General features: G+C 34.8%; 25 protein-coding genes. 12 read left to right on the top strand and 13 right to left on the bottom strand.

Going from position 1 to position 26,366, the window contains the following annotated elements; genetic code table 11:
* Positions 1 to 118: 118 nt before the first annotated feature.
* The 8 genes from ABDJ41_RS08135 to ABDJ41_RS08100 form a co-directional block, all read right to left on the bottom strand.
* On the bottom strand, positions 119 to 1,447 hold the full coding sequence (locus ABDJ41_RS08135) for a hypothetical protein (RefSeq protein ID WP_349785422.1): 1,329 nt from the start codon (positions 1,445 to 1,447) through the stop codon (positions 119 to 121).
* A gap of 341 nt (positions 1,448 to 1,788) precedes the next feature.
* Positions 1,789 to 2,715 (bottom strand): bacteriophage abortive infection AbiH family protein, encoded by a 927-nt coding sequence (locus ABDJ41_RS08130; protein ID WP_349785420.1) that lies wholly within the window; start codon positions 2,713 to 2,715, stop codon positions 1,789 to 1,791.
* A gap of 126 nt (positions 2,716 to 2,841) precedes the next feature.
* Positions 2,842 to 3,861: a DUF6602 domain-containing protein gene (locus ABDJ41_RS08125; protein WP_349785419.1), complete on the bottom strand. Its 1,020-nt coding sequence runs from the start codon at positions 3,859 to 3,861 to the stop codon at positions 2,842 to 2,844.
* 230 nt (positions 3,862 to 4,091) lie between these two features.
* Positions 4,092 to 5,501, bottom strand: coding sequence for a KAP family P-loop NTPase fold protein (locus ABDJ41_RS08120; protein ID WP_349785418.1), 1,410 nt, complete (start codon positions 5,499 to 5,501; stop codon positions 4,092 to 4,094).
* 44 nt (positions 5,502 to 5,545) lie between these two features.
* Positions 5,546 to 6,979 carry a hypothetical protein gene (locus ABDJ41_RS08115; protein ID WP_349785417.1) on the bottom strand — a complete coding sequence of 478 codons (1,434 nt, stop codon included), beginning with the start codon at positions 6,977 to 6,979 and terminating at the stop codon, positions 5,546 to 5,548.
* Between the two features lie 112 nt (positions 6,980 to 7,091).
* A complete protein-coding gene (locus ABDJ41_RS08110) occupies positions 7,092 to 7,226 on the bottom strand; it encodes a hypothetical protein (RefSeq protein WP_349785416.1) in 135 nt (44 codons plus the stop codon).
* 61 nt (positions 7,227 to 7,287) lie between these two features.
* Positions 7,288 to 8,901: an AAA family ATPase gene (locus tag ABDJ41_RS08105; RefSeq protein WP_349785415.1), complete on the bottom strand. Its 1,614-nt coding sequence runs from the start codon at positions 8,899 to 8,901 to the stop codon at positions 7,288 to 7,290.
* Between the two features lie 151 nt (positions 8,902 to 9,052).
* Entirely contained in the window at positions 9,053 to 10,114 is a 1,062-nt protein-coding gene (locus ABDJ41_RS08100) for a type I restriction endonuclease (protein ID WP_349785414.1), read from the bottom strand.
* Between the two features lie 682 nt (positions 10,115 to 10,796).
* Between ABDJ41_RS08100 and ABDJ41_RS08095 the strand changes: the two genes are divergently transcribed.
* Both ABDJ41_RS08095 and ABDJ41_RS08090 read left to right on the top strand, forming a co-directional pair.
* Positions 10,797 to 11,138 carry a hypothetical protein gene (locus ABDJ41_RS08095; protein WP_349785413.1) on the top strand — a complete coding sequence of 114 codons (342 nt, stop codon included), beginning with the start codon at positions 10,797 to 10,799 and terminating at the stop codon, positions 11,136 to 11,138.
* On the top strand, positions 11,131 to 12,153 hold the full coding sequence (locus ABDJ41_RS08090; RefSeq protein ID WP_349785412.1) for a hypothetical protein: 1,023 nt from the start codon (positions 11,131 to 11,133) through the stop codon (positions 12,151 to 12,153). The genes ABDJ41_RS08095 and ABDJ41_RS08090 overlap by 8 nt, the downstream gene beginning before the upstream one ends.
* 86 nt (positions 12,154 to 12,239) lie before the next feature.
* Here ABDJ41_RS08090 and ABDJ41_RS22970 read toward each other — a convergent pair whose 3' ends face one another.
* The 5 genes from ABDJ41_RS22970 to ABDJ41_RS08070 all read right to left on the bottom strand — a co-directional run bounded on the left by ABDJ41_RS22970 (position 12,240) and on the right by ABDJ41_RS08070 (position 15,894).
* The gene (locus ABDJ41_RS22970) at positions 12,240 to 12,503 is read right to left on the bottom strand and encodes a GNAT family N-acetyltransferase (protein ID WP_502930331.1); all 264 of its coding nucleotides are present in this window, start codon (positions 12,501 to 12,503) and stop codon (positions 12,240 to 12,242) included.
* Between the two features lie 200 nt (positions 12,504 to 12,703).
* Positions 12,704 to 13,228, bottom strand: a complete 525-nt coding sequence (locus ABDJ41_RS08085) for a hypothetical protein (protein WP_349785410.1) — start codon at positions 13,226 to 13,228, stop codon at positions 12,704 to 12,706.
* A gap of 164 nt (positions 13,229 to 13,392) precedes the next feature.
* Positions 13,393 to 14,454, bottom strand: a complete 1,062-nt coding sequence (locus ABDJ41_RS08080; RefSeq protein ID WP_349785408.1) for a type I restriction endonuclease — start codon at positions 14,452 to 14,454, stop codon at positions 13,393 to 13,395.
* A gap of 200 nt (positions 14,455 to 14,654) precedes the next feature.
* Positions 14,655 to 14,966 carry a DUF6804 family protein gene (locus ABDJ41_RS08075; protein ID WP_349785407.1) on the bottom strand — a complete coding sequence of 104 codons (312 nt, stop codon included), beginning with the start codon at positions 14,964 to 14,966 and terminating at the stop codon, positions 14,655 to 14,657.
* A gap of 76 nt (positions 14,967 to 15,042) precedes the next feature.
* A complete protein-coding gene (locus ABDJ41_RS08070; RefSeq protein ID WP_349785405.1) occupies positions 15,043 to 15,894 on the bottom strand; it encodes a hypothetical protein in 852 nt (283 codons plus the stop codon).
* Between the two features lie 271 nt (positions 15,895 to 16,165).
* Between ABDJ41_RS08070 and ABDJ41_RS08065 the strand changes: the two genes are divergently transcribed.
* The 10 genes from ABDJ41_RS08065 (at position 16,166) to ABDJ41_RS08025 (ending at position 26,366) form a co-directional block, all read left to right on the top strand.
* The gene (locus ABDJ41_RS08065; RefSeq protein ID WP_349785404.1) at positions 16,166 to 16,288 is read left to right on the top strand and encodes a hypothetical protein; all 123 of its coding nucleotides are present in this window, start codon (positions 16,166 to 16,168) and stop codon (positions 16,286 to 16,288) included.
* 61 nt (positions 16,289 to 16,349) lie between these two features.
* Entirely contained in the window at positions 16,350 to 18,035 is a 1,686-nt protein-coding gene (locus ABDJ41_RS08060; protein ID WP_349785403.1) for a tetratricopeptide repeat protein, read from the top strand.
* Between the two features lie 6 nt (positions 18,036 to 18,041).
* Entirely contained in the window at positions 18,042 to 18,710 is a 669-nt protein-coding gene (locus ABDJ41_RS08055; protein WP_349785402.1) for a response regulator, read from the top strand.
* Between the two features lie 347 nt (positions 18,711 to 19,057).
* Complete coding sequence (locus ABDJ41_RS08050) at positions 19,058 to 19,456, top strand: hypothetical protein (RefSeq protein ID WP_349785401.1); 399 nt, start codon at positions 19,058 to 19,060, stop codon at positions 19,454 to 19,456.
* 5 nt (positions 19,457 to 19,461) lie between these two features.
* On the top strand, positions 19,462 to 20,730 hold the full coding sequence (locus ABDJ41_RS08045; RefSeq protein WP_349785400.1) for a hypothetical protein: 1,269 nt from the start codon (positions 19,462 to 19,464) through the stop codon (positions 20,728 to 20,730).
* A gap of 3 nt (positions 20,731 to 20,733) precedes the next feature.
* The gene (locus ABDJ41_RS08040) at positions 20,734 to 21,648 is read left to right on the top strand and encodes a hypothetical protein (protein ID WP_349785398.1); all 915 of its coding nucleotides are present in this window, start codon (positions 20,734 to 20,736) and stop codon (positions 21,646 to 21,648) included.
* A gap of 390 nt (positions 21,649 to 22,038) precedes the next feature.
* Positions 22,039 to 22,185, top strand: coding sequence for a DUF5763 domain-containing protein (locus tag ABDJ41_RS22965; protein ID WP_502930330.1), 147 nt, complete (start codon positions 22,039 to 22,041; stop codon positions 22,183 to 22,185).
* Between the two features lie 104 nt (positions 22,186 to 22,289).
* Positions 22,290 to 23,672, top strand: coding sequence for a DNA translocase FtsK (locus tag ABDJ41_RS08035; protein WP_349785397.1), 1,383 nt, complete (start codon positions 22,290 to 22,292; stop codon positions 23,670 to 23,672).
* A gap of 178 nt (positions 23,673 to 23,850) precedes the next feature.
* Positions 23,851 to 24,180, top strand: a complete 330-nt coding sequence (locus ABDJ41_RS08030) for a nucleotide pyrophosphohydrolase (RefSeq protein WP_349785396.1) — start codon at positions 23,851 to 23,853, stop codon at positions 24,178 to 24,180.
* Entirely contained in the window at positions 24,177 to 26,366 is a 2,190-nt protein-coding gene (locus tag ABDJ41_RS08025) for a DNA/RNA helicase domain-containing protein (RefSeq protein ID WP_349785395.1), read from the top strand. Before ABDJ41_RS08030 ends, ABDJ41_RS08025 begins: the two co-directional genes overlap by 4 nt.

Below are 26,366 nucleotides of genomic sequence, written 5' to 3'. Positions count from 1 at the left end.
ACTTCTATATCCAATTGGATATCATAGCAGTGAGATTACCTTTTCATTTGCCAAAGGATCAGGTACAACAGGATTGGGGTTGTGAAGATTAGATACTTTTGTTCATGAGATGCTAATTTTAAGTTCTGTTATTATGATACCTGTATTTTGCCAATTGAAGTGAATCCTGCATGTATTGTCTAAAGGTTTTTGCATGCACAATAACAAGACCACCAAGAAAACTATGCACATTTTCGGAAAGATTTTGTGGGAAACCTGAATACATTTTATCTGAAGCTGCAAATATTTTAAGCATTACCAATAGGTCGAAGTTATCTTTCTTGAATGAGGGATCGATAATTTCGATTTTCAAGTTTTCATTTTCCTGTAAGGCTGTTCTTATACTTGAATTGATATGTTCATCTCCAAATGAATAACCTACAATAACAAGCTTGTCGCAAAAAATGCAATCCCTGTCAAAGGCAGCCTGCATCTGACGAAAGGGTGAAAATATTGCTCTTTGGGTTTTCTGATAGCCGGTAATAAAATTGGTTAAGAAAACTGTCTTGCCTTTTTCACTTTGAAAAGTAGGAAATTCACTTGTATTCTGTTCTAAGTAGGCACCGCATGCTAGGTGAAATTCCGGTAATTCAAGCTGGTACTGATTAAGGGCTCTAACTCGCCAAAATACACTTCCATGTAGGTTGTAGTGTATGTGTGATTGCTGGTCTTCAAGGATACGGCGTGCTCGTGGCTTTAATTGTTCATTATATCCAACGGTATCACCGCAATCGAAGCCTTCAAAAATCTCAAATTTAGGCTCTGATTTTTCTAATATGATTTTAAAGTTCCGATCGTAATTCAGGGTATACATTCTCAGTATTCCATTCCCATTTATTCTATTGATCCACTTTTGAAAAATTCCATTAATCTGTTCTTTGGATTCTGTTATCACATTTGATTTGCTGGCAGTATGATAAGCGTAGTGTTCTATTTCAATTGTGATATCTGTGAGTAAATGGGCAAGTAGCTGTTGTAAAAAGAATTGCTGAGGAGTTTCTTGCCCATGGTTCATTATTGCCCACTCATCATCCTTTCCCGGTATATGCAGTTTATTAAATTGTTTAGCCTCACCGCCAATTACGGAAAAGTTCATGATTTTATCTTCGAAATTAGAACTGAAAAAAGGCTTCATCAATGCAGATACCTTTTTCTGCAAACCATGGCTCGCATAGTAAACGATAAGCTCTTCGATTACATTAATGATAGTTTCAACATTTATATCTTTTTCTTCATAATACTGAGTAGCGATAAGTTTTTTGTAGATAAATTCGGTAATCCGGGTTTTTCCATCTTTTGTATAAAATCCGCCATTTCTAACTAAATTGGTCAGCTCATGTGTTTTTGGGGCACCCCAATCAATTACAGCACCAGCACCAAATAAGAGAACGTTTCTTTTTTTAAGCATTTTTGAAGTTAGCTATTCTAAATAAAAAATCTTTTAAAAGAATACAAAGCGACTGTTAAAGTGAGTCCTATAGTTCTTCTTTATATGATATAAATGTGTTTTTGCCTATATCTATGCCATTAATATTCAGATTTATAACCATATTAATAGGAGTAAATAACAGCTCTGCTTAAGCAAAATAAATGAGAGTTCTATAAAGTTATTCGGTTTACGATCTGGTTCCATTTATATGGGGCTTGAAAATAATAAGAGATGTAAAAATATGATTTCTATTTCACAAGGTGGTATGGCTTGTCAGGTGTCAAGTTGAACAGTAATCATGATCAAACATATAAATGAAATTATAACAAACTCAATTGGCCACTATCGAAGTTTTCTAGCTTCTCGACAATAATGTTTCCTTCAGGAATGCCCAAACTGATTAGAGTGTGCAATCTTTGTTCATATTCTTCTGGCTTAAAATAGCTCACGTGCCATTTCACTTTCGATACATTAAGGTGCTTGATGATTTCTTCAAAATAAGGTAGATCAACATCTGCCATAGAATGACCAAATACATTTATTTCTTCAATCTTCGCAAGTTCTTCAAAGAATTTCTGCTTTTCTGTGATGATATTGCCTACCTGTTTGTAGCTATCCAGAAAATATTGGTCGATAATTTGTTGACCTTCGGTAATGCGAACGTCTTCATCTTCTGTGCCCCTTTGGGGAAGAGGATCAGGATTAATACAGTGACCTAAAAGAAGCACAGAATCTTCACTTTCAGCCTCATTATGAATATAAGTAATATTAGCCTTATGGACCTTATACAGCCTTGTGAGAGTTGGTGTATAGTTAAAGTTCATAAATATAGCCTCCCGATTAATTTTCAGCATGTCGTCTCGATAAGATGGGATCTCTAAGCTCAATATCCATTCAGTAAATATTGCCTTTAATTCAGTAGTTACCAACTTAATTCGTTCCCCAATCTCATATTGATAGTCATGATGGAAGGCATCACTCCAGTTTTCAGTGCCATAAGACTCCAAATAATTTGCAGCTTCATCCAAGATATAGTCTGTATCGAGCTCTGCTAAAGTAGCCTCGAAATCTGACCATAGCTGATCTGGATTAAAATATCTTTCCAAGGCATCAAACAATTCTGTATTCTTCTGCTCTACATAATTTCTAAAATGCCAATAGGAAGAAGGTATTCCATGATAAAGGTCAAAGCCGTTACCGATAATATATAAAATTGAATTGTTCATTGCATTAATTTTTGACCTCAAATATAACATCCATCAGCAGAACAGTTTCATGAAGTTTTGTCTAGTTTGAATCGAATGATAATTTTAACACTAGAAATCCTTACGAATTGGAAGATGCTCTGCAAAACATCTTTCCTCATGGTATAGCTACAGATCTGAAGGTTCAAAACCTACAAAACCTTGGGCTTTCAATATTGAAGCAGTTTCCTCCCTATATCTTTTAACGGCTTCGGGATCAGAGTCGCGCGTTTCTACGCAGCTTCCGTTTTCCCAGCTTGTAGACCCCATGCAATGTAGACTTGATAATACATGTGGTTGGTACGTGCCTTTCAATAAGGCTATAATGTCAAATGCAAATTCGGAAAAATAGGTTTCCGAATAGTTCAATAATAGGCTGAAATAGCAATCATCTGTATATTTTAGACACTTTGAGGAGGTCCAGAAGGATAAACGTGTACCATTATTTGGCCCGTTGTCAACATTTTCATTTCTAAAAAATATTTTTCCTGCACCTCTCTTGTATTCCGTTTCTGCGCGGAGTATCATTCCACCGAAGAATCTCCTGATCATTGTAGCTTCAACCAGTTCATCCAATGCCACAAAATCCTTTTCATTTTCTTTTCGGAGCTCAAAAAATACCGTTGCACAGAAAAAATTAGCAGGCAGATATAGCTTGCTTCGACTATTTGGAGGATCTACTCGCGCCAGTAATGGCTTTAGCTGTGACAGCTGTTCGACTGCTTGCTTAGCGGACTTTCTATTAAATGAGGATTTTACTTCGATTACTGCGCAGACATATTCCACCGGGATAGCAAGGGACTTTCCCTGATGCGAAGAATCGGGATTGTCCTCAACCCATAGAACAGGGGATTCCAACTGGTCATATATGATCACATCGTAATGTACCATATACTCGGAACTTGAAATGCCAGGCGAAATGATAAAGCCGGAGGTAACGCCATATCGCTTGGGCAAGAATTCGCTCAACCACTTTCTAAATTCGGCTTCTGCGACAAGACCATGCCTGGTCTTCACCTGCCTATTGCTTTCCTGATCTTTTGCGATGTCATAGGCGGTAAGCATTCTAGTTCTGGCGGTCAGGAATTGCTTCCAACCCTGGGTTGGCATTTGTGCCCGTAGCGAAGATTTATTGTTTTCGTTAGACATGTTTATTGATTATAATCAACAATTTAGCAATTTCAAGTGGATTGTTTAATAGGATAAAATATCCACTTGAAAGCTAATTATTATTTAAGAACATTGGGCGTTACACTAGAGGTCAAAATTCATCGGTACCTTTTGGGGTGTGATTATAGCTATCTTCATCTATTTTCAGCACACTAAAAGCGTGCTCTTAATTAAATCCAACTAACACATTCCTTCTCAACCTCAAAATATTATAGGTTTTGAAAATTATCCAATAAGTTGATTTTATTTAAAAGGTGACTGAGCTTCACATCACCGCCATTTCTGGAATTAAAATGATCAATGATATTGATGAAGTTTTTAAAACCTTCGCTACTGTCAGTATAAGGCTTAATTAGTAGCTTTGTATTTCGTGCTTCGTCCTTTTCATAAATTTTAGCCTCGTAGTTGATTTCGCTATAATAGTTATAATATAGCTTTATTAAGATGGCTTCTACAATGATATATATGTGCTGATTGTCTTTAAAAATATTAGTTGGAATTACCTTTGATAGATCGTCCAGAATTATTTGAGGTGTTACCTTTCTTAAAACAAGTTTCTTGTATAACTCAGAGTGAAAATCTTTTAAAAAAATTAGAAAGATAAAAACACTTGGGAATATATAGTTTCTAGTTCCAAATGTTCTCAATGCTACACGTGCATGTGAGAACATTTTTTCCTGTTGGCGTAAGGTCAAACTGTTAAAAGTGAATAGAACATTAGAATATTTAATGAACTCTTCTTTGTCGTGGGAGAGTTCATTATTATTTCTATCTACATGACGGAAGTATTCATCGAAACTGAAATAGTTATAAAGATATTCTACGAAGACATTTGCTGGTGGTTCAGGTAAAATAAATTCCAAGTCGATAAATCGTCTTAAATACTCAGTGCTATTGATTTGTTCACTCCCATAAAATCCCCGGATTGCATTTCCTAATTGAGCTTTGTCGATAGAAAGCACGAATACAATTCCCGATACACTAAAAAAATGTTTCACCTGCTCAAGCAGCTCGACTGCATAACTAGGTCTGCATCGATCCAATTCATCTATAAACAGAACAAGAGGTTTTCCATTTGTATGCTCTTTTATATATTTTTCGAGTTCTGCTTTGAAATCAACAAGCCCATTCTTTTTTTTGGTATAATCAATAATCTCGTCTCTTAAAAGATCACTAGCCCCCTTACCGGCATCTGTCAATAAATTACCAAGTACTTCAGTGTCGACATACTTTGCCGCTATTGCTTTTAGAAGCCCTGGAATTACACTATGACTAATGACTGCTGCTTTTCTAATCAGAGAATTGAATGTCTCATCTGTTTTTTGGTCGGTCAAACTCCCTAATTCGGACATCAGTGCAACCATTGGATCGGCATCGAAATCATTTTCCCAGGCGTTGAAATATAATGTAGTGTATTGGCTATTTTCCAAATGCGTTTTCCACATTTTTATAAATGTGCTCTTGCCAGTTCCCCAGGGGTTATTTAAAGAGAGGACAAAACCGTCCGCATAAGAGTCGACAATCGAAGTAAGAGCCACAGCGTAACCTTTTCGATTTAGTTTACAATTTTTAAATGGCTCTTCAGCGGGGATTTCAATATCTGTGTGTTTCAGAATCATAGCGGTAATTTAACTTATGTATCAATTTAATTGTGAGGGCAAATTTATACTTCTTCTTCTTCTTCACTTTCTTCTTGGTCATCATTGGGTAGAACTCTATCGATGACTTCTTTCTTCATAGCCAACTTTTTTTTCGCTTTGCTTTCCAAAATAGCTGCTACTTTTCCTAACCCAGGAATGGCTTCTAGTCGATCTATGGCAATCTGGAATTTATAGCTTTGTTCTAATGCTTCCATCACGGGGTGATCAGATGTTTCATAATTTGAAATCAACTTTCCCGGGTTTTCAGATGATACTTGCAAAAAGTTTGTTAACAGTCGGAACTTAAGTTCATCTGATTGGACTGGATCTGTCAGTCCTTTAATTTGTTTTGATAGTCCCTCATAGGTTTTACTCAATACTTCTTTATGAGCGTATTCTTCGATTAATCTTTTTGATAAATTTAATTTTTTATTCGCTGAATACGTAAACCATAAAATTGGTATATATATCGGGATAATTGCTAGAACTAATCTCGGCAACCGGTTAATAGCTTCCTCTAAATTAATGTCTTTATAAATGTAAGCAGCACTAACTAGAAAAGGGATTAAACTCACTATTATGAGTAAATAAATCCCTAATGAGAATCTAGTCTGTAGTTTTTTTGCAGAATTTTCCTCATCTTCTTTCTTTTTTGAAAACGCTGCACTTAATCCTGCTGTAAGGGCATTAGGTAGTAAGGCTTCAATTTCAGATGTAATAGATGAATATTTGTCCTTGTGTTCCTTTTCAAAGTCAATAAACTTCTTTTTATAATTGTTATCTATTTCTTCAACATTTTCTTTTATCAATAATCCTTGCTCAGATAATTCTTGATAAACTTTATCCAATTCATCTTTAGTACCTTCAATTTTTGTTACTTCCCCAGTTGTTGCATCTGTATCATTGTAACCGAATATTTCTCGATAAAACGCATCTATTTCTTGTTTTCTTTTGTTAAGAGCATTAATTGTAACAGTCGACTTACTAACATTATCTTCAATCTTACTTAGATTAGCGTCAATATCAACTATTTCAGCTTCCAGGTCGGGGTACTTTAACAAGAATTGGTCAAATTGAAGAACCCTTTGTTCTAGCTTTTTGGCACTTGAAATTAATTCGTCCTCTGTTTGGTCAGCTCTCGTAATAATCTCATCTATTTCTAATTTTTTATTCTCAATGTGTATTGCTTCTGTATCGACTTTCGAAACTTTGTCGTTTATAGTGGAAACTAATTTAATTGCTTCAGCCAACTTTTCATCTATTTTATTTTTGTATTCAGATGCTTTTCTAGAACTCTGGGCTGCATCTTTTTCAAAATCTGAAGTTTTTCTTTGTATATCTTTATCTAATAATTTTGTTTTATTCTCAAGTTCAGAAATCCTGTTCCAGAGCTTTTTCCTTTCATCTTCTAAATACTCTACTTGTTTCGTAAGCTTCTTATCATTAAAAAAATCCATAATAGTAATCCAAAATTTTTATCATTTAAAACTATTTTTTAGGATGGTGTAGGATTATGACTAGTTGCTCCTAGACCTGGTTTTGATTAGACTTTGAGAAGTCCGTATTTGTTTATTCTACAAAAAATATTGAAAAATCCAAAGCGCAAGCACTTAAAAAAGATAATTGCTTTTTAAATGTCTCCTGGCTTTTCTCATAAACTTTTTTTACCAAAATTTTGTGTTTTTTCAGTTCTTCATCCATCATTAAACCTCCATTATTTAATCAATCTTTCGTTAATTCACTTGTCTAGAGAATTATCATACATTTAATCGTTCGCGCTAACAGGAGTGAATATTTGTTTTTCAAGTTCTTTAAAAATATTTGTTTCTTCTGTTATAAGTGGTGCCATAGTATCTCTTAAAAATGATACTGTGTTATTGCCACATTGTGTCAAATTCAATATTTGTTTCAGTTCAGTATAAATTTTTCCGCTTGCTGATTTAACATCGTCTTTTGGATTATTTCGACTAATACTATCGTTAATTGCATCTTGTTTAGCTTTTAAACAAAGTTCAATTTTCTCCTCTTGTTTATGTTTAATACATAATTTTTCAATTATTTCATTGTCTAACAGATAATTTTCTATATGTCTTTTTTCTAGTGTTTTAATGTTTTTCGCAAGTAGTTCTGATACTTCGGTGTCACTTTTATCATCTCTATCAACAAATTTAATAATAGTAGATGCTTTTAGAATACTGGAAAGTAATTTAACTGATTGATTTTCTAAATCTTCAATTTCGCTACATGAACCAAGTGAAATAAATGAAGTATCATGATATTTTTGTTCAAAGATTTTTCCATAGATCTGTGCATCAAAATTTTGGCATTTTCTGCCTTGTTGAGTTCCTTCACAGAAGACAATTTGCCTTGGCGAAATTAATTTAGAAAAGTCAGAAAGTGCGAGTTCAAAAAATCTGTTCCAAATTGATTTTGAAATCTTAGTTGGTGTTATTACTTCTTGTGAATCAAAGTCTCTGTTGTCGAAATCTAAAAATGTTACACTGTTTGGTATTGCCAATTCCAATTCTTCGGCTTGTTTCAGCATTCCAATAGAGTGTGTAGAAATCCAAAGTTGTGAGTGGTCTGGAATTAATCTATAAAGTTCAGCTAAAAGTTTTGATTGAAGTCTGGTGTGCATATGAGCTTCTGGCTCATCAATACAAAAGATAGTATTTGTATAGTATTTTGACTTTATGATTAAATCTAAAAGTAAATCAAAGGCAGATTTTTCTCCTGCGGATAAGTTTTTATAATGAAAGTCTTTTGAATTACCTTTATTGAAGTAAAAACTGCCATTTGAGAGTGGGTCGCCAATTGAGCTTAATGTTAAATCATCAAAAACATTATTTAAAGATTGTTTGATTTCTCCAATTAATTCTTCTCGATATTGTTCAACTGTTTTGCTGTTATTTGTTGAATTAAAAACACCTGCGAGTGTTTGTGATATTAATCTTTGATAGTTTTCAGAAACTGTCAAATCATTACCATTTAATGTGTCAAATTTAAAGCTTTCTGTTGGTATCTTTTGAGCTTTTAGATTATTAACTGTAAAGTCATGTTCGTTCCTATATGCTGTTCTGAAATAGAATTTATCTTTTATATGAGCTTTATCAAAAGTTTCGTGAAAATCTATTCCTACTTTGTCTATGTGCCAACCTTGTCCACTTAATGGTGAGTCTTTTTTTGAACAATAGTCTTCCATGCCAATTGAATTATAACCACTTAATTTATAAAAGTGATTAAATGCTTCAAATAAGGATGTTTTTCCACTTCCATTTGGCCCTACTAACACAATAAGTTTTGCTGTGTTAGGCAAATTGGTAATTTGTAAATCGGTAAACCTTTTAAAGTCTTTGAGGTGTATTTGTTTTATTCTCATTTATTTGGGAGTTTAATTTTTTTGCTATTCGTTTTTTAATTGGAGCATAAAACATTCTATTTTCTGTATAATTGTTAGCAAGCGGTTTTTAATTTTTTAAATCATTTTTTAATTTTATAAAATCGTCTATTATTGCTATTGTTTATTAATATTAATTAACTAACCGATTTACCGCACTGGTTAACTTATCTGCATGGCCGTAAATCTCATCAATCTCCATTATCTCATGCTTAATCTCTTTCTTATTTTCATCAAGAATTACCAGGTACTTCTTATTGCCTAGATAAAGCCTACAAATCGTTTTACGATTATTGTCATCTAATAAAATGGCAAAGTATGATTGTGCATCCCTATGGGTAATTCTCTTATGGTCGATAATTTCCCGAAGAATTGATTTTACAATAAAGAAGCCTTCGATCTCTTCATCTGTGGTTACGATGTTAGGTTCGGCCATTACCGGCTCTGCAGTGACCTTACCTTCTGTTTGATTGCTGTTTGCTTCCTCTTTACCTAAAGCTGTCTTTAAACGATCTGTAATAGCGTCATTTAAAACCTGATTTGAAGAACGTTTTACCAATTCAGTGAATTGCGTCAATATCTTTTCTGTTAGTTTACCTGGGTATACCTGACTGGCGAAGTGTTTTACGAAAACTGGGGAGGGGTTTCTGAGTTCGGAAGTGATCAGTGCTTTTATCTCATTGGTATATTTAAGATCTGAGGCGGTGTTTGATATGTTCTCTACATCAAAATAGGATTTATGGAACTTTTTAAGCTCTTCAATTTGTGCATCTTTTATCTCTGTGATATTGAATTCAAAGAAAGGCTTTTCGTCCATTTTATTTACATCATTCAGATCAGTATAAAAACGGTAAATCAGTCCATTGGTTAATAGTCCGAATTTAGCGGCACATACATGGAAGTATCTAAATAGCTGTGAATTGTGTGGGTCAAGCTTTTCTAAGTGATGTTTGCACTCTACTATGATAATTGGATCGCCATCTTTCATGATCGCATAGTCAACCTTTTCACCTTTTTTAATTCCGATATCGGCAACGAATTCAGGATTCACTTCAAATGGATTAAATACATCGTAACCCAATATTTGTATAAAAGGCATTACGAGTGCATTTTTGGTAGCTTCCTCGGTTTGAATCTGCGGTATCATTTTTTCAACACGCGCTGCTAGTTGAGCAATTTGATCCTTAAAGTCCATACGGTTTGGTTTAAATGGTTTGGTGGTGGTTTTTCTAAATCTATATTTTTTGCTGCTATATAGCTCGTTATACGAGAATATATGATGGTCTGGTTGCTATAGCAGAGTTATGCTTCAATCACAACCGCAAAAAGTGCAGGAAGAAGATTGATGATAAAAGATTGTAAAGCAGTATTGACTTGAGAAGGTATTTCATGATTGAGTAGCGTTTAGTTTATCTGGTTATCTCAAAGTTTAAAATTTTATTCCATAATAACAATGGTTAATTTGGAATAATGGGAATAAACTCATTTAAATGTTTTTCTATAGGCTTGATTAATGTCTTTTGTGCAATCAAATCGGTGCGGGGGAATGAGTAGGAGAGTTAATCATGTTTGATATTGGATTGTAACAGATGTATGACTGAAACTGCTCTACGACTGCTTTAACACTGGTTTTTACTGCAAAAGCAGTAGTAGAGCAGTAGCTGACCAGTATCTGACCAGTAACAGAGCAGTAGTTGGTATACACCAAACTGCAAAATAATCCTGTTTTTTTACGCTATTTTCCATCAATACGCTTATTTTTATGCTATGAATTTACGCATCTCTATTTTAATGCTTTTTATGTGTTGGATTAGCGAAACTTTTGTATTTTTTTATTCGTAATAACAATTGTTAGTGGCAACTCTAAAGAAACGACAGTGAAACTATTCGACTACTTAAAACTACAACAGAAAACGAACTCCTCACCTGAGCAGACAATAAGACGTGTGGTTGATTGTATGCCTGAATTTTATAAGACACATAAACAATTTATTGATAGCGTTGAATTTTTAGAGAATAGAGAATGGGAACTTTCACTTGACAGCTTAATCGAACTCGCAGACGAAACAGAACATTATTTTGCAGAAGACTTTTGGCTTGGACTTGCAGACGCTGCGGAAAAAATGAATTTAATAACCCAAGCGAATTATTGTAGAAAACAAATCGACTTAAACACAGAGGACATAAAATCTAAGATACCATATTCAGACTATGAATAGTTTGAAAGATCTTGAACCTTTTAATGAAAATAAAGGAAAATATGTTGAATTTGAAGATTTCAGCTGCTTTATGACATCTAAAGCAACCCCATATTTGGTGTATTTAGTATTTAAAAATATTTTTGGTGATTCCAATTTGGATTATTTTCAAGATAATAAAAGACAATGGGGTTGGATTTTTCAATATAAAGATTTTTATATAAAGATTTATGCTTGGAATGGGGAAACTATATGCATTTCAGTTTATCATCATGAGTCCGTTGATGAGTCTAAAATGTTAGGAAAACAAATAAATGCGCTGCTGTTAAAATTTTCTGAACATAATCAAAAGAAGCTAAAAATAAAAATTGCAAATGCTAAATTTAAAATATTGGAAAATGCATTTGTAACTTATTACCAGACTGGTGAAAGCTTACTTTCCTTGTCGAAAAGTATTGATAATGGTATGTTTTTTGATACTGATAAGCTTTGGGATAAAAGGAACGATTTACTTCGTTCGGCTTTTTTAATGTTCTTGTCTTCTTTTGAAGGATTTATGAATATTATATATGAACTATATTTGAAAGCAGAACTTAGAGCAGGTAGAATAAAAGAAAAAATTAGCAGAGAACAAATTGATGTTAAGCTAACAATGATGCCCGTTTATTGTAATGGTTTCAAAACAAAGACTATTGATCAATCAGATGAAAGGTTCAAAAATTATTTACGATTGGTTAGTTTAAGAAATGATTATGTTCATGCTAATCTTATTAAATCTCTTGAAAGGTATTCAATAGAGGAAGATGGGTATACGTTTATCATTGAAAATGAAGATAATTTAGATATCCCATCTAATATCAATCAACTTGAGTACGACCATGTGCATAAAGCAAAAGGATATATTGATGGAATTGTAGAATTAGTAGTTGAATCTATGAAACCAAAAACAAAAAAAATCTTCGAAGAAATTATATATCTTAATGATATTCAGATAAAAGATGATAATGGTATTTTCACCCCTGTTATTTCAAGCTAGCATTTTCGAAATTTAATTGCTTTCCCTCTATAATATTCAATATGGCAGCTTTTAAAATCATGTGATGTAAACAACAAATTTAAGGGTCAATCTTTTGAATTTTCTATCTGATCAGTATAGGCCATCTTATGGATATTATAGCTTACGCCTTCGTGAAGCATTGTTTTATGTAACTCAGGTAAGAATTTGAAACCAACCGCCTCGTAGCACCTAATTGCCGAATGATTCTTTTCCCATGTGAAAAGCTCCACGCTATCTGTATTATAGAGTAGCTTAGACTCCCTCAATAGTAATTTAATAAAGTATCTTCCCAACCCTTGATTTCGGAGTGATGGTTTTTCAACAAGAATCCTGGCTAGTCTTGGATAGCCGTTTTCTTGAGGAATGATCTCTCCAAACGCAAAAGGTATCCACTCAATAGTATAGCCTTAGAGATGATGTCCCGGATATGCACGCAATCAGGAACCTGTTACATTCTTGATTGCGTGAATGATTAACACTCCTGTTGATTAAAGCAAATCTGCTTTTATAGTTTTCATAGGATTTTTTATTACCATTCTCTCCATAAGTCCGAAATTCCTTCACCTTCGGCATAGTCTTTTGGATTTAAACCCGAAGCAATTGTTATTTGGTCTATAAGTTCACATAAATCTTCTCTCTCACCTGTTTCAATTATACCTTGGTCCTTTTCATTTAACTTATTAAGTGATTTTACTGCAATTTCAAAACACTTTTCTTTTTCAGTTCTGCTTCCATTTTTATCAAGTGAAATAAGTTTTGAAATTAAATTATCAAATATACTTTTAGCTTCATTGCAATTTTTCTCGGTGTACTGTTTCATTTCATACTCGAAAAAATTTTTTCTCCATTTTGCAAATGGATAAAGCTCTTTGGTTTTAATTAGTTTTTCTGAATAAGTCAAACTGTCATTTTGGGAACTTTCAAAGTTAGTTTCTGCTTTGATTTCTTTGGATAAAGTACTTTTAGGTAGAGAATTTTTGTTTGTCTTTTTTGAATTTGCAAACAAATAAATAATTCCACCGATAATTAAAGTCCCAATAATTATGTATGTCATTTTTTTCATTTTTATGTTACTAATCGTTTTTCTAAAATATCTGTTAACTTTTTTAAATCAGCCATAAAGGTTCTCCAATGCAGCTGTAATTAGTTGTATAAGAAATATAGACTATGTTTTTTAATTATCTGTTGACATACCATTTGTAAATAATATTATAAATATTAATTAACTAACCGATTTACAGCACCAGTTAACTTATCTGCATGGCCGTAAATCTCATCAACCTCTGTAATTTCGTGCTTAACCTCTTTCTTATTTTCATCAAGAATTACCAGGTACTTCTTATTGCCTAAATAGAGCCTACAAATCGTTTTGCGGTTATTATCATCTAATAATATAGCGAAGTATGATTGCGCATCTCTGTGGGTAATTCTTTTGTGGTCTATAACCTCGCGAAGAATCGATTTCACAATGAAGAAGCCTTCAATCTCTTCATCGGTGGTTACAATGTTAGGCTCGGCCATTACGGGCTCCGCAGTCACCTTACCCTCCGTTTGATTGCTGTTTGCTTCCTCTTTACCTAAAGCGGTCTTTAAACGATCTGTAATAGCGTCATTTAAAACCTGGTTTGAAGAACGTTTTACCAATTCAGTGAATTGCGTTAATATCTTTTCTGTCAGTTTACCTGGGTACACCTGGCTGGCAAAGTGTTTTACGAAAACAGGGGAAGGGTTTCTGAGTTCGGAAGTGATCAGTGCTTTAATCTCATTGGTGTATTTAAGATCTGAAGCAGTGTTTGAAATGTTCTCTACATCAAAATAGGATTTATGGAACTTTTTAAGCTCTTCAATCTGTGCATCCTTTATCTCTGTGATATTGAATTCAAAGAAAGGCTTTTCATCCATTTTATTCACATCATTCAGATCTGTGTAGAAACGGTAAATCAGTCCATTGGTTAATAGTCCGAATTTAGCGGCACACACATGGAAGTATCTAAACAGCTGTGAATTGTGTGGGTCAAGTTTTTCTAAGTGATGTTTGCACTCTACTATGATAATAGGATCGCCATCTTTCATGATCGCATAGTCAACCTTTTCACCTTTTTTAATTCCGATATCGGCAACGAATTCAGGATTCACTTCAAAAGGATTAAATACATCATAACCCAATATTTGTATAAAAGGCATCACGAGTGCGTTTTTAGTAGCTTCTTCAGTTTGAATCTGCGGTATCATTTTTTCAACACGCGCTGCTAGTTGAGCAATTTGATCTTTAAAGTCCATACGTTTTGGTTTAAATGGTTTGGTGGTGGTAGCGTTATTACTGGAGTCCTTTATATAGGATTCGGAAAGAGTTTCATGATGAGTAGCGTTTAGTTTATCTGGTTATCTCAAAGTTTAAAATTTTATTCCATAATAACAATGGTTAATTTAGAATAATGGAAATAAACTCATTTATATGGTTTCGTTCATGAGATGTTTGTTTAGAGGATTTCTTTATCGGTGGTAGCCTTAGATTTTCTGAATGATGAAACAATAAGTCCAAAAGCAACGATCACATCTATGATATTCCAAATTTCTCTTCCTAATGCAATCTTAAAGAAGGGCTGGAATAAAATAGCCAGGATAGTGAAAATGATTGTTTCGTATTTAAACCCTTGTAAATTTGCTTGATAAGCTAAGTATGCAAATCCAATTAATGCCACCAACCTTACAAACTGATAGTATCCATATGGCATTTTTAATAAACAAAGTAGTAAAAATACCGACAGTCCTATTTTAATATTTTTCTCCATTATTTTTTATATTTCATGATCTAATTTAGGTTTGGTTTAAATGACTTAATTCCCTTTTTGATGGGGTAGCATTAAGTTACCGTTCAATTTCACATAAAGTTTTTTCGCGCTCCTTTGCTATAGCTATGGTCGTTGGAATGACTTGACTCTTACAGTTGTTCAAACCGCGACATTTAGCATTTAAATGATATCTTTTTGCAACCTTACTTGTACAGATGTAGGCTGCGGTATTTTTTTCAATATTAGCGTTACGCATAGATAAGCCGATTCCACCGATAAGGGTTATAAATAAAATTATAACATCAATTCCGTATTGGGTTAGTGGTACTCGTTTTCTTGTTGTAGGTGGGGAGGTAGCTGAAGTTTCTGGTATTTGTATCTTGGGTATTTCTCTCTTTGGTTCTTCTTTTACATCCTTTGTTATTTCATCAGGTATTTCTTCTGTCAGATCATAGACTTTTCCATACTGGTATGGCCTTGGTTCAAAATCGATAAGCCAAGCCAATAGTTCAATGTTTTTTGATTCTGTGGATTCTGTCCTGTCCTTTAAGAAATTGTCTAAAGGTCTTAGTTTATCAGGGTCAAATCTTTCAATACTGCTACTATAATCATTCGAAATATTGCCTGAATTGAAAAAATCTCGAATAATCTTGTTGTCTTTTTCCTGTGGCCTTGAATTCAAAACCAAAAGGCATTCCTCCCTTAATCTTGCGGGTGTAGAATGTGATAAATTTAAAGAAAGCAATCTCTTAACCTTCTTTTGGTGGTAACTAGAAATCACCGCTTTTTTATAATCCTCGAGCATTATTCTATGAATTGATAAGTAAATGTAGTCGGAATTTTTGGAATCTTTTACGGTTTTCCGGAATTCCACCGGATTTATTGGAATGATCGGAACCGTATGATGATCAGGCCTTTTGACCGCCATACATTTGCTTTCGAAATCGGTTGGAGACTCAACTAGCTATTGAGGCTCATGTACAAACAGATTTTAAAACAGTGAAAGTTGCGGTTGGTAACGACTGGTTTGGGAAGCAGTTACTGCCTTCCGCAATGGACACTCAATTCTTCCCAAAAATTTCAGAAGCGCTTCTGGAATACCAACGTAGCAACCTCCGCGATCGGATTCGCGGAGGCCTACAAAGTATTTCAATTCTAAAATTTTTGAATCATGTATAGTGTTATTTTCTTTTTTTTTAATGGGCTTATTTTCACCTTCTCACTCAGATACGCCTGCAAAACGCGACTGTAAAAATGCTGAGACTACTATCAGTCCACAAGGCGGCCCAGGTGGGGAAATAGGTGATAACCCACCTAGATAATAATTAGAAATACGGGCATTTTTTGCCCGTATTTTTTTACTTTAGGAGAATAATAAAAATCTTGAAAAGATATACAACGCTTCTTCTATTACTATTTATGTTTTCCTGTCATCAAGATGAGGTTAAACAAAAAGTAACTATTGAAAATCCCTACTACGATCGGGCCTGGTATTTTTCTGATCACAATCTTTCGGATAGTAGCTTCATTTATTTTAATAAAGCCAAAGAGAAAGCTCTGAAAGATGAAGATAGTGTTACGGTAGCCAAGAGTTTGATCAATATGGCTATTATAAGTGGCGGTAGAGGTGATTTTTTTGGAAGTCAGGAAATTTCGCTCTCAGCCATCAATTATCTCAATCCAGCCGTTGAAAACGAAAGAGAAATCTTGTCTAGCAATTATAATAACCTGGGGAAGATGGCTAGTCGATTAAAGAACTATCCACAGGCTGCTCAATTTTATCTTCAATCTATTGAGTTTTCTAACAAGGAGACTTCCAGAAATATCTATCTAAATAATCTGGCTGTTAATTTAACAGAGCAACAGAAGTATAATCAAGCGCTTCAATATTTTAATAAGCTGATTACAAGTAAGAGTATAAAAGAGGATTCAATTACTTTCTCGAGGATCTTATCTAATGCATCGAAAACGAGATGGTTACAAAACCCAGAATATAATCCGGTACCCAACTTCTTGAATGCCTTACATATTCGTAAGAAAAAGAATGATCTGTTTGGGCAGAATGCAAGTTTAGCACACCTTACTGATTATTACATGATCAAAAGACCTGACTCTGCAATGTTCTATGCAAGGAGCATGTATCTTTTGGCCCAGCGGATAAAAAGTGCGGATGACCAGTTATATGCACTGGAACGATTGATTAAGCTAAGTCCACATCAGCAATCAAAACAATATTTTGAGACTTATAAAAAATTGCAAGATAGTTTAGAAACAGACCGGAATGCTGCTAAGAACCAATTTGCTATGATCCGTTATGAAACGGAGAAAAATAAAGCAGAGAACCTCAATTTGCAAAAGGAAAATGTGGAAAAGAAGTATCAGATTACTATGCAGAAGTTTTTGTTGGCTGGAACTTTTTTACTCTTTGTAGCAGGTGCTGTTATATCGATCCTTTGGTACAGGAAAAGAAGGCAAAAGTTAGCGTTGGAGGCGGAGTCGGCTATTCGTGATAACAAGTTAAAGATCCATAAAAAAGTACACGATGTGGTTGCAAATGGCTTGTACAGGATGATGTCGGAAATTGAGAATAGAGAGGAAATTGATAGAGAAAGAATTTTGGACGGTATAGAGGTGCTTTATGAGAAGTCACGTGGTATCACTTACGAAGATAGTCCAGTTGCCGAGCATGATTTTCAGGAAGAAATGAATAGCTTGATAGGATCATTTGGTGCAATGGATACGCGAATATCTCTGGTGGGAAATGAGAAGGCACTGTGGGATCAAGTAAGTGCAAAAGCAAAGCATGAAATAGCACACATTCTTCAGGAATTGATGGTGAATATGAAAAAGCATAGCGGTGCGAGTAATGTGGTAGTGAAGTTTGAGCACATAGGTAATCAGGTGAATATTCATTATATGGATGATGGGGTTGGAATAAATGGACAGCCAAATTTTAAAAATGGCTTGACAAATACGGGAAACCGTATTGGCAGTATTGGTGGTACAATTACTTTTGATACAAAAAACGACAAGGGATTGATAATTCACATTTCCTTTACAACTACCTAAAGATATATGATGTTTGAACGCGTACTAATTGCAGAGGATCAGGAGAGCACTAGTATTTCTGTGCGTAAAACAATTGAAGATCTAAACATTGAAGATCCCGAATATGTGTTTTACTGCGATGATGCTTTTGCCAGAATCCAAAAGGCAAATAAAATAGGTCAGCCTTATGATTTGTTAATCACAGATCTTTCATTCGAGGAAGATCATTATATTCAGAAAATTGTAGATGGTGCAGCGCTGATTAGAGCTGCTAAAGATGAACAGCCAGGTCTTAAAGTTTTGGTGTTTTCAGCAGAGGGTAATCCTGCGGTGATAGATGCGTTGATCAAAGACCTGGGGATTAATGGATACGTACGCAAAGCGCGGCATGATGCGAAGGAACTTAGATTAGCCATAGAAGCAATTGCCAAAGGGAATAGGTATTTTCCTGCACAAATGAAGGTGCCAATTAAAGAGAGAAATACTTATGATTTTACCAATTATGATACCACCATCATTGCGTTGCTAGCCAATGGTGTAAAGCAAAAAGAAATTCCTGAGTACTTGCAGGATCAAGACATCAAACCTTCTGGTTTGAGCAGTATAGAAAAACGCCTCAATCTGATCAGAGATGTTTTGGGCTTTTCAACTAACGAACAGCTTATTGCCTATTGTAAAGACTTTAAAATTATCTAGTACTTTAATTTCTGGTTTTACGGTTTCCCGTAAGGAATACTTTGTTTACCTGCCTACTTTCGAATCATAATTAAGAACTAAATTTTAAATTATGAAAAAGTATTACGTAAACAAAAATGCACAACCAAATGGTGATCATGAAGTTCATGATGAAAATTGCTATCGTCTGCCAGAAGTGGCTAATCGAATATCTTTAGGAGAATTCTCTTCATGCAAAAGCGCGGTCATAGTAGCAAGGGGATACTACTCAAAAGCCGATGGTTGTTATCACTGCTCACCATCTTGTCATACTAGTTAAGTGATTTCAGAACGATTTATTATAAAGAACCAATAAAATAATAAAAAGTATGGAGAGCACAATTAATACAGAATTGCAGAGTCATTTCTTAAGACTCTATCAAATGGCCTGTTCAGATGAAAATTTTGATAAACTCGAAATGAAGCAGCTCTATAGATTCGCTGAACAAAGAGGTGTAGATACCGAACATTTAAATGGCATATTGACTAATCCAATTCAAAGAATGGAAGTGCCTACTTCTATAGAAAAGCGGATAGAATATCTATATGACTTGGCGATAATGATATGGGTTGATCATGAAGTTACAGAAGATGAATACAATCTACTAAAGAAATACTGTAAAATATTTGAGTTCTTCGATGAGAACATCCCTGCAATATGTGATTATCTTATTGACTGTGCTAAGCAGGAAAAGTCTCTTCTAGAAGTATTGCAATCAATAAATTAAACGCTATGGAAATTAGAAAATTATTCCTTACCAAAAAAAGTGAGATTCCTGAATCAAGCATCTCTCCAAGCGAAGAAAAGGAAGATCTAGAAATAAGGATTACCTATTATCAAAGTGGATATGGAGCTGCTTTAAAAGCTATGGGAGGTCCCATTAATTTTAGAGCTTGTCTGGAAAACGTTTACGAAAGTTTTGAGCAACAGTGTCGCGATCAGGAAACTCAACAGACAAGATTAAAGCAACCTTACATTGATGAGAAAACCAGAAAACAGAGCGAACTTAAAAATACAGAGACTGCAATTTCAATTTTTGAGGAGAAGAAGCAAGGGCTGGTTGAACAAATCAATCAAGCAAGGAACGAAATTGAAGATGTGAAGCATCATCCTGAAAAATATGGTGTGGAGAGTTCAAAGCGTCCAAAAGCACAGTTTTATATTGGGCTATTATTGTTAATTCCAATTACCCTTTACTTGTTTGTTTTCTATATTTCTGCAACATACTCGGCCTTCTTCAAAGACTTCTCAAATGATAGTCTTACTGCAGCTATCTTCGATGCACAGGCATTTAGTAATGCCATGAAAGCAGGATGGTTGGAAGGTGTACTGATCTTTACAATTCCTTCAGTATTTCTTGGATTAGGGTATATAATTCATATGATGCAAAAAGGCAAGGGGGTTAAAAATGTCATTAGAATGATTGCTCTTTTTATCACGACCTTTTTATTTGATGGACTATTAGCCTACCAGATTGAAAAGAAAATTTATGAGTTCAATAAGACACCAGATTCTGCACCATACAATCTACAGATCGCGTTAGGAGAAGCAGAATTTTGGATGATCATTTTTGCAGGTTTTGTAGTTTACATTATTTGGGGTTTAGTTTTCGATATCACAATGAAAGAACATGAAAACTTAGATAAAATCCGAGGATATATTAAAACAAAGCTTGAAGAAGTAAAATCGTTAGAGGTTTCAAGAAATGAAATTGTAGCGGAAATCGAGCAGCTAAGAAAAAAAGTGGTTGAAATCAGTGGTAAGATTACTGAACTTCAGGCTACCATAGATGGGTTTGTATTTAACATTAGACAATATCTTTTATACCATGCACAATACAAGGAAGGCTGGTTTCAGGCGGTGTCTTCTGAAATTGCCTTGTCCCAACAAAGGCAAACGGAAATATTAGAACAATGTGAGAATATTGCTCAGGAGCACCTTCAGAAACTCAATCTGGTTAATCAAAATGTTCAAAACGTGGTTTATTCTAAAATATCTTAAGCTATGAAAATCAAAATTATTGGATTATGTGTGTTCACGGCAGTCTTTCTTTCTGTAGGTTGTAGTTTTGATGATGATCAAAAGGCAACCTCTGAAGGCGATTCAATGAAATCATCATCCAGCCGGAAAGACAATTTAAACATCAGTATTCTGTTAGACCTTTCTGATCGGATTGATCCAGTAAAAAACGCCAATCCAGGTATGGAGTTTTATAAAAGAGATCTCGGTTACATTACATCGATTAGTAAGGGGTTCGAGAATCATTTGAGATCTAAGCCAATTAGGCAAGACAATGATCACATCCAAATCTATTTTGAACCGGAACCTTTAAGTCCGGAGATAAATAACCTCGCAAAGGAATTAAAACTATCCTTTACGAAGGATAATACAACTAAGGATGCCATTTTAAAAATATCCCAACAATATATATCAGCTTCTAATGAGATTTACAAACTTGCAATTAAGGACAGTAAGTTTATAGGATCGGATATATGGGGATTTTTTAAGGATAAGGTAAATGATTATTGCATCAAACCTAAACATAGAAATATCCTGTTTATTTTGACAGATGGTTACATATTTCATAACAACTCTAAATTCACTGAAGGGGCAAGAAGTTCCTATTTAACACCCGAATTTATTAGAGCTCTAAACTTGAATACTTCGAACTATAAGGAGGTCATAAGAAAGAATGATTACGGATTTGTAAAAGCTAATGATAGCTTAAGTAATCTGGAGGTTGTTGTAATAGGTATTAATCCGTTAAAGGGGAATCCATTTGAAGGGGATGTGATAAGTGAATATTGGATAAAATGGCTTAAGGAGATGAAGGTTAAAAATCCTGTAATGAAACCCATTCCAGCTGATCTTCCTTCCAATGTGGAAATGATTATTCAAAATTATATTCATCGACATTAATTTTTAAGTTGATGCAGAATCGTATAAGTTTTCTGATTTTAGTAGGTGGCGTAATAACTTTGGTGAAATTTTCTGAAATTTCTGTAAATTTTCTTGATCTTATGGGCTAAAATGATAATATTTGGATATTCCTCTTAAGTGTCTGTATCCTAGTGTATAGATTGAGTTTTAACGCTACTTCTTATGAAAAAAATGCTTTTTATGCTATTGGGTAGTTTGCTGCTTTTTACCGGATATTCTCCTATATCAAAGAAAGAGAAAGAAAGTAAGCATATTGCCACCTGTTATGGGAATAAAACTTGTTATGCCTGTAAGAGCTGTAATTATTGTGCGCATTGTAATTCAGGAGGTGGTAGTTGTGGAGTTTGCTCTTCATCAGCTTCGTTACCAATAAAAAGTCAGACTCAAAAAAGTATACCCGTAAAATCGACAAGTAATACTAGTTCTTCAAGCTCCCAATGTAAAGGAACTACTAAAAAAGGGCAGAGATGTAAGCGCATGGTGAAAGGCGGCGGGTATTGTTGGCAGCATAGCTAAGAAAGCACTGTAAAGTTTCAATCTTGTAAAATCGAATACTTTAATAACTCTTTAAAAATGAAATTATCGCTTAATTCCTTAGTTTTTACACTAAAACACTTTCTATGAAAGACCAATTAAAGAACTCTGGTCAAACAGAGGAAGAGCTGATTTCTAGTGGTGGATTAAGTTATGAATTCCCGCATACAAATTTTATAAATAGTTCAGACTTTACAGATATGTTATCTATAGTCCCGGATGATCCTGATGCGCTACAGATGATCTTGGGAACAAAGGATAATTATATAGTTCATGATTTATTGCTATGGCACAATGTAATGATTGGAGGAACGACCGGATCAGGCAAAACTCAGCTTTTGTATGATCAGATTTGTTATTGGTTGTGTCGGAAAACACCTGAGCAATTAAAAGTATTCATTTTTGGAAGTAAGGAGATTAATTATGAAGTCTTTAAAAAATTGGATCTTTGTGTGGTAGATAACGAGAATATTCAATACAATGAAAGTCGTTCTTGCTGTGCAACTATCCTTTCCCTTATCTCTGAATGCAATGAGCGCAGTAGATTGTTTCTAAAAGCTGGCGTAAGAAATAAGAAGGATTATAACAAGGAGTTTAGAAGTGGAAGATTAAAGAGTGAAGATGGGCATCGACTACTTAGAGATATCGTTTTAATAATAGATGACTTGACCGCATTTTTTTCAGAGGAGCTTGAGCGTAATTTAATGACTTTATCTACTTTAAATTTAAATGCCGGAATCTACATTATACTGGCTACAAGCCAGATTATTTTACCCGCAATAAAAGTTTCATTTTTATCTAACTTCATTTTTAGAATTGCTTTTAGAACTATGTCGGAAAAGGAATCTAAAAAGATACTTGATTATGGGGGAGCGGAGAGGATTATGGATGTCGGAGGCTTTTTAATTAGGGACTGGGGGAAAACGAAAGAATTGAGAACAGTTAATATCGCTTATGATGATATGCATCGACTTGTCGACTTTGTTATGGTTCAGGAAAAGAAATTCAACAGATTTGAACTTCCTAGGATAGATGTTAAGCCAGAAGTAGCCACCTTAAGTCTAAAAGATCTAGATTCAATGTTTGAGGATGCTGCCAGGTTAATTGTTTTGCATCAACAGGGTTCTACATCATTAATACAACGTAAATTAAAATTAGGGTACAATAGAGCAGGCCACATAATAGATCAACTGGAACAAGTAGGGGTAATTGGGCCTTTTGAAGGATCGAAAGCTAGAGAGGTTCTGATTCCTGATGATTATGCATTGGAGATCTTTTTGAATGAATTGAGAGGAAATAAAGATGCATCTGTTTTAGATGTAACTAAAGAAGATGTAATGGCCGAAAATGTTACGCAAAGACCTGAGAGTTTACCTGTGATAAAAAATATCTCTTATTATCGTGAAGTTATTAAAAGTGCTGAAAATGAGAAGAAGAAAGGTTTTTGGACAAGAATATTTGGTAGGTAAAATTGTAGCTAGGAATAAGATTCTATACATTAGTAATAATGAACGCTCTGAAGGAATTTGGATGAATTCTTTTTGATAAAATGCAAGAGGCTAGCTTGCTCCATTCCTCAAGGACTTCATTATTATTTCACATCCTCTCAATTTTTCCCTATTTTTCATCCATATTTTAAGAAGCTTTATGGAAAACTGGAAAAAACTACAAGACGCATTAATTGCGTTCAGAAATGAGCGCGACTGGGAACAATTCCACAATCCTAAGGACCTTGCACTTGCGCTTTCAATTGAGGCTGCGGAACTAAATGAATTATTCCTCTGGAAAAAGGCAAATGAAGCCAATCCGGAAAAGATAAGGGAAGAATTAGCGGATGTGTTTGCCTATGCCATATTGCTTGCAGAAAAATATGATCTGGATATCAATGAGATTGTGCTGGATAAGATAAAAAGAAACGGGGAGAAGTATCCTGTTGATAAAGCTAAAGGTACCGCTACCAAGTATACAGATCTATGAATGCTGAATGCGAGTTTGATGTAACTGAATTTAAATTTAACCGGGATCTTCTCGGTCATTTGGTACAGAGTGAACACATCATAAACTACTGGCCCGTAGTTTATATTTTAAATAATGGCAAGGGTAAAGAAGCTTACGTTGGTGAGACTATAGATGCATTGACCAGGATGTCTGCTCATCTAAAAGATGATGCTAAGCAAAAGTTGAACTCCATGTATCTGGTTGCCAGCGATAAGTTCAATAAATCTGCGACACTGGATATCGAATCAAACCTTATTAAATACATCTCCGGAGACGGTATTTATAAATTGCTCAATATAAATGTTGGATTAGCTAATCATCAGTTTTACGAAAAAGCTAAATACTGGGCGTTATTTCAGTTGCTTTGGAACGATCTCCGTACTAAAGGATTGGCTAAGCACTCATTGCAATATATTGATAACTCTAACCTGTTTAAATATTCCCCTTATAAAAGCTTAGCACCAGAACAGAAGGTCGGGCTAATGATGATGATGAACAGCCTGCTGAACGACTACTCCAAAAGGATTGTGGTGGAGGGTGGCGCAGGTACCGGGAAGACTATTTTAGCAATTTTCCTTTTTAAATTGCTCAAGACAGATATCCAGGATTTCAACTTCAGTGAATTTGGGAATGAGGAGGAGCTATTTATTGACCTGGTGAAAAGGTTGAAAGAGAAGTATCCTGACCCGAAGATGGCACTTGTAATTCCAATGTCCTCATTCAGGACAACCGTAAAGAAGGTTTTTAATAATGTGAAGGGCTTGAATGCGAATATGGTGATCGGTCCGTCAGAAATGGTGAACGATCAATATGATATAGTTCTGGTAGATGAGTCACATCGCCTGCGTCAACGTGTAAACTTAGGGTCTTACTTCAGAGATTTTGACAAAGCATGTGGGAAGCTAGGATTAAACAAAATGACTTGCAGTGAATTGGATTGGGTGCTGATGCGCTCGGATAGAAGTATTCTTTTTTATGATGAAAAGCAGTCTATCAAACCTTCGGATGCAAATAAGGAAGACTTTGACAGACTAAAATCATCACCATATACCACCGTAGAAAAGCTTAAGTCCCAGTTTAGGGTGAGGGGTGGACATGATTATATCTCATACATCGATAAGCTACTTAATTGTACTTTGGCACCAGATAGAAGGATTTACCAGAGTAAAGATTATGAGTTCCTATTGTTTGATTCTCTAGATCAGATGATAGCTGAAATTAAATCGAAGAATGAAGCAATTGGTCTGGCAAGACTGATCGCTGGCTTTTCCTGGGAATGGAAAACTAAAGAAAAGAAGAACAGACACCTGATCGATATTCAGATTGGTGATACTAGTTTGAGGTGGAATAGTAAAGCGATAGACTGGACTAACTCAAAGAACGCAATTGATGAGGTTGGTTGTATCCATACTACGCAGGGATATGATTTGAATTATGCAGGGATCATCTTCGGACATGAAATCTCCTACGATGAGCTGAACGACGAAATCGTAATCTACAAAGAGAACTATTTCGACAAGAATGGAAAGAATACAGTCAAAGATCCTAAAAGGCTGAAATCGTATATACTGAATATTTATAATACAATACTTCAGCGCGGAATAAGAGGTACGTATGTTTACGTTTGTGATCCTAAACTCAGAGATTACCTGGCGAAACATATACCTCAGGCTAAAGTTGAACAACCGCAAGTGAAATTGGAAGTGATGGCAACGCAGACAGAAAATAGTGTACCTTTTTATGATCTGTATGCTGCTGCCGGTAATTTTAGCGATTTACAGCACGGTCTCAATCATCATTGGGTTAAACTGCCGGATCGTTACAGCCCTGATCCCGATTTATTTGCCTGTAGGGTAATAGGGGAGTCTATGAATAAGGTCATTCCGAATGGTTCAATTTGTCTGTTCCGAAAGTATACAGGTGGTTCCCGAAATGGGAAGATTGTCCTTGCGGAAAGTACTACATTTAAGGATATGGAATTTGGCTCTGGATACAGTATAAAGGAATATCATAGTTCTAAAAACGTTAATGACGAGGGATGGAACCATACTTCAATTTTGTTAAAACCATTGTCATATGATCCGAAGTTTGAAGATATTAAACTAACTGAAGATGAGTTAGACAGTTTTAAGGTGATCGGGGTTTTTGAAGGGGTGCTGGTTTAA

Source organism: Pedobacter sp. ASV1-7 (genome assembly GCF_040203335.1).
GTDB lineage: Bacteria > Bacteroidota > Bacteroidia > Sphingobacteriales > Sphingobacteriaceae > Pedobacter.
Note: the sequence above shows the minus strand (reverse complement) of the source record. Positions and strands in the feature narration are given on the sequence as shown.

Coding starts and splice junctions, on each gene's coding strand:
- ABDJ41_RS08100 (WP_349785414.1), bottom strand. CDS start 10,114: ATGGACTTTAAGGATCAAATTGCTCAACTAGCAGCGCGTGTTGAAAAA.
- ABDJ41_RS08045 (WP_349785400.1), top strand. CDS start 19,462: ATGGAAATTAGAAAATTATTCCTTACCAAAAAAAGTGAGATTCCTGAA.
- ABDJ41_RS08070 (WP_349785405.1), bottom strand. CDS start 15,894: ATGGCGGTCAAAAGGCCTGATCATCATACGGTTCCGATCATTCCAATA.
- ABDJ41_RS08120 (WP_349785418.1), bottom strand. CDS start 5,501: ATGATTCTGAAACACACAGATATTGAAATCCCCGCTGAAGAGCCATTT.
- ABDJ41_RS08125 (WP_349785419.1), bottom strand. CDS start 3,861: ATGTCTAACGAAAACAATAAATCTTCGCTACGGGCACAAATGCCAACC.
- ABDJ41_RS08085 (WP_349785410.1), bottom strand. CDS start 13,228: ATGACATACATAATTATTGGGACTTTAATTATCGGTGGAATTATTTAT.
- ABDJ41_RS08025 (WP_349785395.1), top strand. CDS start 24,177: ATGAATGCTGAATGCGAGTTTGATGTAACTGAATTTAAATTTAACCGG.
- ABDJ41_RS08040 (WP_349785398.1), top strand. CDS start 20,734: ATGAAAATCAAAATTATTGGATTATGTGTGTTCACGGCAGTCTTTCTT.
- ABDJ41_RS08065 (WP_349785404.1), top strand. CDS start 16,166: ATGGGCTTATTTTCACCTTCTCACTCAGATACGCCTGCAAAACGCGAC.
- ABDJ41_RS08055 (WP_349785402.1), top strand. CDS start 18,042: ATGATGTTTGAACGCGTACTAATTGCAGAGGATCAGGAGAGCACTAGT.
- ABDJ41_RS08110 (WP_349785416.1), bottom strand. CDS start 7,226: ATGATGGATGAAGAACTGAAAAAACACAAAATTTTGGTAAAAAAAGTT.
- ABDJ41_RS08035 (WP_349785397.1), top strand. CDS start 22,290: ATGAAAGACCAATTAAAGAACTCTGGTCAAACAGAGGAAGAGCTGATT.
- ABDJ41_RS08090 (WP_349785412.1), top strand. CDS start 11,131: ATGAATAGTTTGAAAGATCTTGAACCTTTTAATGAAAATAAAGGAAAA.
- ABDJ41_RS08050 (WP_349785401.1), top strand. CDS start 19,058: ATGGAGAGCACAATTAATACAGAATTGCAGAGTCATTTCTTAAGACTC.
- ABDJ41_RS08135 (WP_349785422.1), bottom strand. CDS start 1,447: ATGCTTAAAAAAAGAAACGTTCTCTTATTTGGTGCTGGTGCTGTAATT.
- ABDJ41_RS08030 (WP_349785396.1), top strand. CDS start 23,851: ATGGAAAACTGGAAAAAACTACAAGACGCATTAATTGCGTTCAGAAAT.
- ABDJ41_RS08105 (WP_349785415.1), bottom strand. CDS start 8,901: ATGAGAATAAAACAAATACACCTCAAAGACTTTAAAAGGTTTACCGAT.
- ABDJ41_RS08115 (WP_349785417.1), bottom strand. CDS start 6,979: ATGGATTTTTTTAATGATAAGAAGCTTACGAAACAAGTAGAGTATTTA.
- ABDJ41_RS08075 (WP_349785407.1), bottom strand. CDS start 14,966: ATGGAGAAAAATATTAAAATAGGACTGTCGGTATTTTTACTACTTTGT.
- ABDJ41_RS08080 (WP_349785408.1), bottom strand. CDS start 14,454: ATGGACTTTAAAGATCAAATTGCTCAACTAGCAGCGCGTGTTGAAAAA.